Origin of the sequence: Stygiolobus sp. CP859M, from assembly GCF_037389975.1 — an archaeon.
Taxonomy (GTDB): domain Archaea; phylum Thermoproteota; class Thermoprotei_A; order Sulfolobales; family Sulfolobaceae; genus Stygiolobus.
Genome location: NZ_JBBHKS010000009.1, coordinates 113,033 through 124,549 on the forward strand (window position 1 = coordinate 113,033; position 11,517 = coordinate 124,549).

Below are 11,517 nucleotides of genomic sequence, written 5' to 3' on the forward strand. Positions count from 1 at the left end.
AAAGTATCTAAATACCCAACGTTTATAATAAAACAATATTTGAAACAAGCTAAGCTTTGTTACCCTTTAATTAAATATATTTCACTACTAGTGAGAGTAAAGTAAATAAAGTAGAAAGTGTAATATCTACAATTAGGCAGTTAACAAAAAATCTTTAAAGGGAATAAAGGTGGGGGCGGTGAAAAAGTTCGGAGGGGTGGTGAGTGATGTATTGATATAGTGAAAAGGATGTCATTTTTAAAGTTAACTTGTTTGAAACAAAGTGTTGTTAACGTGCTTTTTGTCTCATTTTCATACACTCGCTTATTCTTTTTAGGTGGCGAAAAAGAGACATCTAATTTTAAAATTTAGTTCTAGATGTTCTCTCATTAAAATCTCCTAACAGTTAATTATAAAAACAAAATCTGAATATAATTTGATTTAAATAAACAGAGTAGAATTTAAATTAAGCGAATTTATAATAACGATAGTGAACGCGCGAAATTACACTTATCTACCTATTTTTCTTGATCCTAGGGGGTTAAAAGTTCTAGTGATAGGTGGGGGCACGGTAGGGACTAAAAGGGCTTTAAAATTCGCGGAGCTAATGAGTGACGTTACGATAGTGAGTTTAGATTTTTCGACAGATCTTCAAAGAGCTTACGAAGAGAAGAAAATCAAATTGATTAAGGGTGATGCAAAATCACTAATCGACGATAACTTCCTTTCACAATACCACATAATAGTAACTGCTACCTCAGATAGGACTCTTAATTCTTCGATATGTAAAGTTGCTAAAATTTTGGGAAAACTATGTAACGATCCGACCAACCCTGAGGAATCCAATTTCATAGTACCCATTTACTCTATTGAGGACTCGATAGGCGTAGCCGTTACTACTTTCGGTAAGTCTAGTCTTTCCTCAAAGTTTATCCTACAGCTGATTAAGGAAAGAGTTCTCAACGACGAAGTGAAAAAGCTGGTAGAAGTCATGGGGCTAGTTAAGGATAAGATGAAGTCGGAAGTAGAAGACCCAAGAAGAAGATTCTCGTTGTACTCCTTAATTTTCAATGATCCTAAGTTTAGGGATTATGTGAGTAAAAACGACATAGAACACTCAATTAAGAGGGCGGAGGAGATAATCAATGGCTATAAGACAGATTAAATTAGACAATTATTACGCACTAATATATACTTATAAAACGGTAGGTCTCGATAAATTATACGAGCACTATATTAGAGACGAGGAACTTAAGGCGTTAAAAACTTCAGACGACATTGAGATTTGTGTCCTCCAAACGTGCAATAGAGTCGAGGCTTATCTCTATTTACACAACTCAGAAGATCTTAGAAACTTTCTAGAAAGACTGGACTCTTTCCATAAGGAGAAGATAACCAAAGATGCTACAATCCTACAAGGTAGAGCGGTGGCAAAGCACCTCTTTGAGGTCGCCTCAGGGATAGATTCACTCGCAGTTGGAGAATATGAAATTCTTGGACAAATAAAAGAAACTTCTGAGAAATGCAAAAAATTAAAGCTAATAGACGACGCTTTAGATCTATTATTTACTTCAGCAGTAAAGATCGGTAGGAGGGTTAGAAGTGAGACTAATATATCGAAAGGTAAGACCGGTGTCTATTCGCTCGCAGTTGATTATGTAATAAGACAATTTAAACATATCAAAAACTTAAAGGTTGCAATTGTAGGAGCTGGGGAAATAGGAAGTAAACTAGCCCATATGCTTAGGGATTCCGGTATAACGGATGTAACGATCTTTAACAGAACTCTGAGCAGAGCCTATGACGTTGCAAGTAAATTTGGATATAAAGCTATGGAACTTAACTTTGACGAGGTAAGTAAATTTGACGTCGTATTCGTGGCTATCTACTACCCACAGAAGGTCAAGCTAAATGGACCAAAACTCGTAGTTGACTTATCACTGCCAGCTATCGTTGAAGGTGATAATGTAGTGACCTTAGAAACCCTCAAGTCTCTTTCAGCCCAAATAATGGAGAGGAAAATGGGAGAGATAGAAAAGGCTAAGAAGATAATTGAGGCGGAATTGGATAAGTTCAACAGAGAGATTGAGACGTATAACCTCAACAGACTGATTTCAATATTTATGAGTAAGATAGAGGAGATAAGGAGAGAAGAGATCAAGGAGGCAATGAACGTATTAGCTAAGAAGGAGCACCCAGAAATGGATGAAATATCAGAGATACTTGATAAGATGAGTTCATCTTTGCTAAAGAAAGTGCTCTCGCCGGTTTTAGAGGATATTAGAAAAACTCCTAATAGGATGGATTACCTTAATTATCTAATAGAGGTTTTAGGAAATGGTAACGTTTCCGACTCTAAGACCGAGAAGACTAAGAACTAATAAAGTAATAAGAGAGCTGGTAGCCCAAACAACTCTTAACGTTTCCCAACTAGTCTTACCTATTTTTGTGAAGGAGAACATAAACGAGCCAGAAAAAATTGACAGTATGCCCGACGTATTCAGGTACCCGCCTAACGATCACCTAATCAAATTTGTAGAACAGTCCTTCAGTCTCGGAATAAAGAGCTTTATACTGTTTGGTATTCCTTCATATAAAGACGACTTTGCCTCTTCAGCATATGCTAAGGACGGGATAATTCAAAGGAGCTTAAGACTTCTTAGACAAACTTTTGGAGATAAGATTCTCTTAATAGCTGATGAATGTACTGACGAGTACACCAGTCACGGTCACTGCGGGATAGTAGTTAATAAAAACAGTAAAGTGTTGGTTGATAACGATGAAAGCTTGGAGGTTCATGCTAAAATCGCCTTAAGTCAAGCCGAAGCTGGGGCGGATATAATAGCTCCGTCATCAATGATGGATGGAGTAGTAGGAGCTATAAGGAGGACGCTTGACGAAAACGGGTTCAAAGACGTTAGTATAATGTCTTACAGTGTAAAATATGCCTCGACTTTCTATTCACCTTTTAGAGATGCTGCTTACTCTAAACCCGCTTTCGGAGATAGAAGAGGATATCAAATGGATCCTAGGAACTCATACGAGGCAATTAAGGAAGCTCATCTAGATGTAGAGGAAGGAGCGGACATATTGATGGTAAAGCCGGCACATACATATCTCGATGTAATAAGAATCGTGAAGGAAAACTTCCCTGAATACCCCTTAGCCGCTTATCACGTCAGCGGTGAATACAGCATGATAAAAGCCGCCGCGCTAAATGGGTGGATCGACGAAAAAACAGCTGTATTAGAAATAACTACAGCGATCAGGAGAGCTGGAGCTGATATAATACTGACGTATTATGCTCCGAAGATTGCAGAATGGATCAAGGAGGGTGTTCCGTTTTGAGCGAGAACTTATGGAAGGAAGCCCTGAAGCTTTTTGCCGGGGGAGTTAACAGCCCAGTAAGAGCTGCAGTTAAGCCTTATCCGTTTTACGTAGATAGGAGTGAAGGAGCTTTCTTATATACAGTAGATGGAAAAAGGCTAATAGACTACGTTTTAGGATATGGTCCACTATTTTTAGGGCATCGTCACCCCTATGTCGAAAAGAAGATTATAGAACAAGTTCAGAAAGGTTGGCTCTACGGTACTCCTAGTCCGGTTGAGATAAAGCTTGCGGAAAAGATAATCAGCCATTTACCTTCTGCACAGAAGGTCCGGTTCGTTAATAGTGGAACTGAGGCTACGATGTTAGCATTGAGGTTATCAAGAGGATATGCTGGAAAAGAGAAAATACTCAAATTTAACGGCAATTATCATGGGGCTCATGATTACGGTCTTGTAGAGGCAGGTAGTGCAGCTACTGAATTCAACGTCTCTACTTCTAACGGAATACCTTTGTCGATAAGAAATACAGTCGAGATATGCGAGTACAATGACCTTTCCTGCGTTGAAAAAACGCTGAAAAAAGAAGACGTAGCAGGGGTAATAGTAGAGCCGGTAATGGGTAATATGGGGTTGATCTTACCGGAGAAGGACTTTTTAAAGGGGTTGAGGGAACTGACCAAGTCTTATAACTCGCTTTTAATATTCGACGAGGTCATTACGGGGTTCAGATTGGGACTTAGCGGAGCTCAAGGTTATTTTGGCATAAACCCAGATTTGACAACTTTAGGAAAAATTATAGGAGGAGGTCTACCTATCGGAGCTGTAGCTGGAAGAGCTGAAATAATTGATTTGCTAACGCCTTCAGGTAAGGTTTTTAACGCAGGGACGTTTAACGCAAACCCATTGAGCATGACAGCCGGTTTAGCGACAATAGAAGTATTAGAAAGGGAGAAAGTTTATGATACTGCTAGAGAGGCCACTAAAGCTTTCAGTGAAGAACTCTCTGCACTTCTAGAGAGAAAGGGCTTTACCTTTACCCTTAACAGAATTGAAAGCATGTTCCAGGTTTTCTTTGGCGTGAAGAAAGTAACTAATGCTACCGAAGCAAAACAAGCTGACAAGAACACATATTTTAAGATGCATCAGAGAATGTTAGAAGGAGGAGTCTTCATTCCACCTAGTCAATTTGAAGTAATATTCTCTTCTGGTGCCCACAACCCCTCAGTAGTCAATACCACAATAGAAGTAACAAGAAAGGTGATAAATGAACTATGAAAAAAATAAGAATAGCTGCAAGAGGGAGTAAGCTCAGCAGAATACAAGTAAGAATGGTGGAAGAGAAATTAAATAAATTAGGAATAGAGACCTCATTCGTCGAGGTTAAAACAAAGGCTGACCTATTTCAAGCTTCGCCCTTATCACAGCTTGGAAAAGGGGTTTTCGAGAAAGAAGTGAACCAAGCTGTCATCAACGGGGAGGCTGATATTGCAGTCCACAGCATGAAAGATATGTTAAGCGAGACTCCGCCCGGTTTAGAGCTCTATGCAGTCCTAAAGAGAGACCCGCCCTTTGACGTTCTAATTTCACTGTCATACAGAGGTCTCTTTGAGTTGGAAAGCGGTAAAGTTATAGGAACGAGCAGTATGAGAAGGAAAAATTCGATAGTATTTTATCGTAAGGATCTGTTGGTGAGAGACCTTAGAGGGAACATCGACACCAGATTAAGAAAGTTATTTCAGGGTGAATACGATGCAATAATTGTAGCTGAAGCCTCAATAACGAGGCTCGCTACTTATGACCACCAATATCAAGGAATAAACTATTCTAAATTCGATCCTACACTCCTAACTCCTGAAGCTAACCAAGGAATAATAGCCATCGTGGGAAAGTCTAACTCCCCCTTAAAAGACCTTTTAAGAGAATTAAATGACGAAAAGACCTACCACGAAGCAATAGCCGAGAGAACGGCTCTAAATATTATTGGAGGAGGATGTCATTCCCCCTTAGGTGTATTGTTTGAGGAATTAGATGAGGGTGAATACCGAGGAATAATGACGTTCATTGACGGAAGAAAGAAAATTACAGTTGAGGGTATTTTCCGAGGAAAACCAGAAGAGGTAGGAGAGGAGCTAGGTAAACGACTGTTAAAGGAGATTAAGGATGAAGGTATTGTTATTAAGACCTGAGGGCAGTGAAGTACCCCAAGATCCCGAGATAGAGATAGTTAATATACCGGTATTAAAACCGGTTTGTATATCCCACATGCTGCCTTTTATGCCGAAAACGATAGGATTTACAAGCGTAAACGCGGTTAAATGTTTTAATTACGCCGAGGTTTTCGAAAAAGTTAATGAAGTTTATGCAGTAGGACCCTCTACGGCAAATGCGTTAAAAGATATATTCAACGTTAAGCAAGTGATAGTTCCTGAAACTTTCACCGTTGACTCAATGGTCCAGAAGATGTTAAGAAATTCAAGAGATAAAACAATCTTAGTAAGAAGTAGTGTCGGGTATAAGAGGGACAAGGAAAAGTACCCACAGATAACCCAAATAGTTGATTACGACCTTTTAATAAATGAGGAGAACTTAAGGAAGACCAAACAACTTCTATCTAATTGTACTTTTAACTATGTGATAATTACTAGTTCTCTAATAGCCACATTAGTTAAGGACTCTCTTAGAGAGTGTACTAAAGTAGTTAGTATAGGTCCATCGACTACCAGAGCTTTAGAGGGGGTTAATAATATATATGAAGCTAGAGAACATGATATGAATGGAATATTTATCTTGTTGAAAGGGCTTTTGAGGGATGATTAATGGATGATACTACCTTTCGCGAGCTCACTCTTAAAACATTAAGAGAGATAGTAGGGGAAGTTGATGAAAAGACCTTAGAAATAAAGTTCTTTCAACAATTTAAGGACAAAGTAGATATTTACGGTAAATTCGAGAACGAAAAAGGTTTTTATGAGTTCGCACTTAGTTTTGACGAAAAAGGCAAAGCTAAGAGAAAAAATGTTAATATGATTATGCCTAAAGACATCAAGGACGAAATAGAGAAGAAAACAAAAGTTAACGGGTAGGCGTTTTGAGACTTCTATTAATAGTCATTGACGGAATGGCTTTTCACGTAGTAGAGAAGATAAGGAACAAGCTACCTACGATAAACGAGTTAATATCAAAGGGCTTTTTCGGAAAACTCGAGTCAGTCTTCCCATCATTAACCCCTATAGCTTTAGCTTCTCTTGTGACTGGTAATACTCCTAAAGTAAACGGTGTTACGGCTCCTAAAATATTCGTTAAAGACAGACCATTATCTAACGAACTCTCTGCATACTCTAGCGATCCGTTAAAGACCGACCCTCTCTGGGTTTACTTGAGTAAAAATGGGTATAATACATTAGTGACCTCTTCACCACAAGCTTTACCTGATAAATGGAACATGGAAAACTCTGCCCTTTTCGATCCGTATAAGAGTAAAATGAAGAAATGCAGTGATGGAAGAGTGATAACTGAGGGAGAAAATAAAGTTCTAGGAAAAGTTTGGTTAGTTGAAAGATCTTCGAATAAATTTTACGTAGCTATTCCCTCTCCAAACGGGGATAAAATCATAGAGTTAGAAAAGAATGAGTGGAGCTTACCAATTACCATTAGGGGAAAGTGCGGAAAAGAGGAGTTTAGCGCTATAACCATATTACACGCAAGGGAGAACGACATATACATATCACCTATAGCTTTCGATAATAAGAGGTGGGGTAATAAACCTCAATTAATGGAAAGAATTTGGAATGAAATATCTACTGTTTATGGTATGATTATGGACGGTGACCATGTTTCGCTTCATAAGGATATAATTACCTTTGAAGAATACATGGAAACTGTTAAGAGAACCTTCACCTTCTTTTACAATTATACTAAATATCTTCTTGATAACGTGAAATGGGACTTCGCTTTAACATATTTGCCAGTAGTTGATAATGTACAACATTTATTATATGGTTTAGATGACGAAAAGGCTTGGGAGTATATAGTACAAAGTTATCTTATGGCTGATGAATTCATAAAAATGCACTTAGATTATGCTGATTTAGTGATAGTTGCCTCAGACCACGGTATTGAAAAGGTAAAGAAAAAAGTGTTTATTAACAAACTACTGGAGAAAATTAATGTCTTGTCCTTGAACGAAAAGGATGAAATCGACTGGTCTAGGACTAAAGCATATTACGGCGGAGGAGGACAGATACGAATTAACCTAAAAGGTAGGGAAAATAGGGGAATAGTATCACTGAAGGAGTTCCCTAAGCTAGTTAGATATATAGTCAGGCATTTAGAAAACCTTACGGATGGTAACGAAAAGATTTTTACTTCTATATACGCTAATGAATCACCAGCATCCGACCGTGAAGGTGATATTAAGATAGGGGGAATTAAGGACTATTATGGGGTTAGCAGCGCCGTGAAAAAAGACATGGAAGTGATTGAAGACGTTATCCCTTATAAAATGAACAGTGGTGAACACGGGTATTTTAGAAAGAATGACCTATACGGGGTCATAATCGCAAAATACAAACAATTAGAGCTGAATAGGACAGAAACTATTCAACAGGCTAAGATAATAGATATAGCACCTACAATTCTTAAACTATTCAATATTAATAACATTAAAATGGAAGGGAGACCAATATTAAAATTGTTAGAACCTTATGAGAGTTCCCGCCGCGTATACTAAAAGGACAAAGAGAAAAATCGGGGTAAGTTATGACGAATACGGTATGCCTTACACCGAATATGTTAACGAGAAAGGAGAAATAACTTCCGTCTTTACATCCTCTCCGAAAGAGAGGCATCCTCTACCCCTCAGAATAAACATAAGGTTTCTTCATGAGACTCGACTACTTAGAAATAGTAGTGTGCTACCGGCTCTTCCATTCTTCCAAGACCTACCTAAGCATTATTCACCTCTTAAAAAACACAAAGATGTAGAGAAAGCCCATTTCAAAAGGCTGATCATTGGAGGAGGAACCTCAGGCATAGCTGCTCTGAATGAGGACTCAATTATGATAACTAGGGAGTTATTTGGGGACATCCTATTTGACGACTCTCCCTCTCTCTTACTTTCCAAGGAGGAAATAGTGAAGAAACTAAAGGAAAAAGTAAAGAAATTCAAAAATAAAATTCTTTACGGTAATTACATGGGGAAATTTGACGAAGGACTACTTTTCGAGCTAGAAGATAAGTTCCTTCTTGTAGAGGCTGAAGAGATAGTAGTTTCTACCGGAGCTAGGACTTTAAAGCCTATATTCAAGGGTAATTGGGAACAAGGAGTAGTGTCAAGAGAGTATTACATTAGGAAGCTAAAGGGGGAAATTGGAGAGGAGAGTAAAATACTAGTATTAGGATATAACGATTTGGCTGTAAAGACGGCTCTGAACTCTAAAAAAACTATAATTTTAGCTCCCCAACATGTTGACTTTGCCTTTTCACCATTATACAGAGATCTTGTAAACGAAAATGGAATAGAACTTGAAAGGGATTACATAGTAGACGTGATTAGAACTGATGACAAAAAACTGGTAGTCACGACCAAAAAGGGCAAATATGAAGTTTCACTTATCGTATTTTCTGTTCTCAAACAGCCAAGGCTTGAGGTTACAAGTAGCATGGGGCTTTCGTATACTTATGAAAATCACGTATACAAGCCTATAAGAGAAAATAACGTGCAAATAACTGGTGGAATGTTGGGGATAGTTGACGAATACTTAAGTTTACTCAGCGGTGAGGTTCTTAACGACCCGAAAAAAATAGATGAGCTGAAAAACTACTCATCAAAGGAAATTACATTCTCCATCTCACCTTACTATTATGGAAGCAACGGTCTGATTTGCGAATGCGAAGAGATTTGGTTAGAAGATATAGAATATGCAAAATCTCTCGGCGTTAGAGATACTGAGGAAATAAAGAGAGTTACAGGATTAGGGACTGGAAAGTGCCAAGGTAAAGCATGCGTAATAGTTGCAGGAGACTACCTAAAAAGCAATATTCTAATTTCCTTCAGGACGCCTATTTATCCGGTGAGAATATGATCATTGTTGGTGCGGGTGCTCATGGTCTAAGTTTAGCTTATCACTTGACCAGAGAGGGTTTTAATGATATTAAGATAATCGAAATGAAGAGGATAGGATTTGGGTCTAGCAGTAGAAATGCCTCTAGGTTTCGCTATCATTTCTTCAGCAAAGAGAATATAACATACGCCAAGAAAGCTATTCCATACCTAATACAGCACGTTAAAGAGTTGAGGCTCAACTCTCTACTTTATTTCACGGGATACTTATGGATATTAAGGGACGAGGAACAAATCTCAATCCAAAAGAAGTTGGACAGCATGTGGAAAGCTGAGGGTATAGGAGGTGAATTCAGAGATTGTAGCGAATTTGAGTTTCTAAAAAGCGAAGGGTTGTGTTACTACGCGCCTCAAGATGGTGCATTCCATCATGACTACGTAATTTACAGTTATTACTTGGAGATAAAGGATAAGGCAAGATTAATCATAGATGAAGTAGAAAAAATAAACTTCAAAGGGGGGAAAGTAGCGGGGATAAAACTAGTAAAAGGTGGAGAATTGAATGATGACGTCGTAGTAATAACGGCTGGTGCTTGGAGCGGTAGATTAATGACAAATTCTGGGATTAACGTACCTATATTTCCTGAGAAAAAGGAAATCTTTATAACGGAAGACGTAAGTTTCAGGGTAAGACCCTTAGTAATAGACACGAGTAATAAGGTCTATTTTTCGCAAACACTAAAGGGTGAAATAATCGGGGGTACAGAAACTCCTAGACCGTACGGTTTTCTACCATTTACTAACTCTTTCCAAGAGCTCTCACGCTTTTTGAGAGCAATAAGGGAGACTGTGAAGGGCATTGAAGGCATAGGAATATTAAGAGGTTGGAGTGGTTATTACGAAATGACGCCTGATAGTTCCCATATAATGGGTTATGATAACGAGTGGCCGGAAGGACTTTATATTGATGCCGGTTACAGCGGACATGGGATGATGTTTGCCCCGTATTCCGGTAAGCTTATGGCTGAACTAATACTGAACGGAAAAGTTCCGCCAGAAATGAGACCGTACTTACCGACAAGGTTTAAGGAAAAGAAGTTGATAGCGGAAAGTCTAGTAATATAACCTTAACTACCATTGGAGGACGGTAATATTTTTACTTTCTTTCTATAATATTTTGTCACATATACCGCAAAGTCATACGCGTATTTACTCCTACTCCCGTCTAGGATTATTAGGTCGGCTGTAGTCATTTCTACATACTTCAAATTATCCTCGAAGTCTCCGTGGCTACTAAACCCTATAATAAATGAGTTCGAATCTACCGGTTTTATGAAGTCCTTAACAAGCCAACCGTCTAAGAGGAAGTTAGTTGTAGCCTTAGTCCTCCTTTTAAATTCGGTTGCATGTTTAAACTCCACGTACCATCCATCTTTAATTATCTTCTTTCCCTCTTCAGTACTTTTACTTACAAATTTACCCACCATTTCTCCATATTTTTCAGCTATGGCTGTTAATTTCTCCACCTTATTTTCAACCAGAAACGGTGCATCGAGGTTATACTTACGCAATACTTTCATAGCCTCTTGTAACTTTCCGTAGTATGCGTAAATAGTAACCGGACCTTTAAGGAGGGCATCTGCTACATAATCTGCAAACAACATCTCCATATCATCCTTGTATTTTCTTACAAAGTTTGGACTGCCGTAGGTTACGTCCATTATTAATACGTCGGGATTGAGAATCGGCGTACCTTTCCCTGGGTTCCTAAAATCACCGGTATAAGCTATCCCTACACCTTTTTCAGTTTCAACAATTACTTGTGATGCTCCCATGATATGCTCCGCCCTCTCAAGCTTTATTTTCTCACCAAGAAGGTCTACCTTTACGCCGTAATTAAGCGGTAATTGTTTGTGCTTAGGTATGTTATATCCTAACACTTGTAACGATTCAATAGTAATGGGTGAGGCGATTATGCTGGTGCATTCCTTAATACTCTTATTTAATTCGCTTATGTGATCAGCGTGAAAGTGTGTCACAGCCCTGAATAACCTCTTATAATGACCATCGATAACAAAGTTATTACCTACCAGTATTGCACCGCTATCTTGTATATCGAACACACTAAAATTAAGGAAGTAACAATAT

At 38.4% G+C, this 11,517-nt stretch carries 11 protein-coding genes; 10 read left to right on the top strand and 1 reads right to left on the bottom strand.

All coding sequences use genetic code 11. From position 1 onward, the window contains the following. Positions 1 to 469: 469 nt before the first annotated feature. Genes WIW72_RS04305 through WIW72_RS04350 form a run of 10 tightly spaced genes read left to right on the top strand, consistent with a single transcriptional unit; the run spans position 470 to position 10,494 of the window. Positions 470 to 1,144, top strand: a complete 675-nt coding sequence (locus WIW72_RS04305; RefSeq protein WP_337699826.1) for a precorrin-2 dehydrogenase/sirohydrochlorin ferrochelatase family protein — start codon at positions 470 to 472, stop codon at positions 1,142 to 1,144. Then, entirely contained in the window at positions 1,125 to 2,360 is a 1,236-nt protein-coding gene (locus tag WIW72_RS04310; protein ID WP_337699824.1) for a glutamyl-tRNA reductase, read from the top strand. Before WIW72_RS04305 ends, WIW72_RS04310 begins: the two co-directional genes overlap by 20 nt. Next, positions 2,317 to 3,327 carry a porphobilinogen synthase gene (hemB, locus tag WIW72_RS04315; protein WP_337699822.1) on the top strand — a complete coding sequence of 337 codons (1,011 nt, stop codon included), beginning with the start codon at positions 2,317 to 2,319 and terminating at the stop codon, positions 3,325 to 3,327. The genes WIW72_RS04310 and hemB overlap by 44 nt, the downstream gene beginning before the upstream one ends. Then, a complete protein-coding gene (gene hemL / locus WIW72_RS04320) occupies positions 3,300 to 4,583 on the top strand; it encodes a glutamate-1-semialdehyde 2,1-aminomutase (protein ID WP_337699820.1) in 1,284 nt (427 codons plus the stop codon). The genes hemB and hemL overlap by 28 nt, the downstream gene beginning before the upstream one ends. Then, complete coding sequence (gene hemC / locus WIW72_RS04325) at positions 4,580 to 5,494, top strand: hydroxymethylbilane synthase (protein ID WP_337699818.1); 915 nt, start codon at positions 4,580 to 4,582, stop codon at positions 5,492 to 5,494. Before hemL ends, hemC begins: the two co-directional genes overlap by 4 nt. Further along, a complete protein-coding gene (locus WIW72_RS04330; protein WP_337699816.1) occupies positions 5,469 to 6,125 on the top strand; it encodes a uroporphyrinogen-III synthase in 657 nt (218 codons plus the stop codon). Before hemC ends, WIW72_RS04330 begins: the two co-directional genes overlap by 26 nt. Beyond that, positions 6,125 to 6,391 (top strand): hypothetical protein, encoded by a 267-nt coding sequence (locus WIW72_RS04335; protein ID WP_337699814.1) that lies wholly within the window; start codon positions 6,125 to 6,127, stop codon positions 6,389 to 6,391. Before WIW72_RS04330 ends, WIW72_RS04335 begins: the two co-directional genes overlap by 1 nt. A gap of 5 nt (positions 6,392 to 6,396) precedes the next feature. Further along, positions 6,397 to 8,037 (top strand): alkaline phosphatase family protein, encoded by a 1,641-nt coding sequence (locus WIW72_RS04340; RefSeq protein ID WP_337699812.1) that lies wholly within the window; start codon positions 6,397 to 6,399, stop codon positions 8,035 to 8,037. After that, positions 8,012 to 9,391 carry a (2Fe-2S)-binding protein gene (locus WIW72_RS04345; protein WP_337699810.1) on the top strand — a complete coding sequence of 460 codons (1,380 nt, stop codon included), beginning with the start codon at positions 8,012 to 8,014 and terminating at the stop codon, positions 9,389 to 9,391. The genes WIW72_RS04340 and WIW72_RS04345 overlap by 26 nt, the downstream gene beginning before the upstream one ends. After that, a complete protein-coding gene (locus tag WIW72_RS04350; RefSeq protein WP_337699807.1) occupies positions 9,388 to 10,494 on the top strand; it encodes an NAD(P)/FAD-dependent oxidoreductase in 1,107 nt (368 codons plus the stop codon). Before WIW72_RS04345 ends, WIW72_RS04350 begins: the two co-directional genes overlap by 4 nt. 2 nt (positions 10,495 to 10,496) lie before the next feature. Here the strand turns inward: WIW72_RS04350 and WIW72_RS04355 are convergent, their stop codons facing one another. After that, entirely contained in the window at positions 10,497 to 11,492 is a 996-nt protein-coding gene (locus WIW72_RS04355; RefSeq protein ID WP_337699805.1) for an MBL fold metallo-hydrolase, read from the bottom strand. Positions 11,493 to 11,517: the final 25 nt, after the last annotated feature.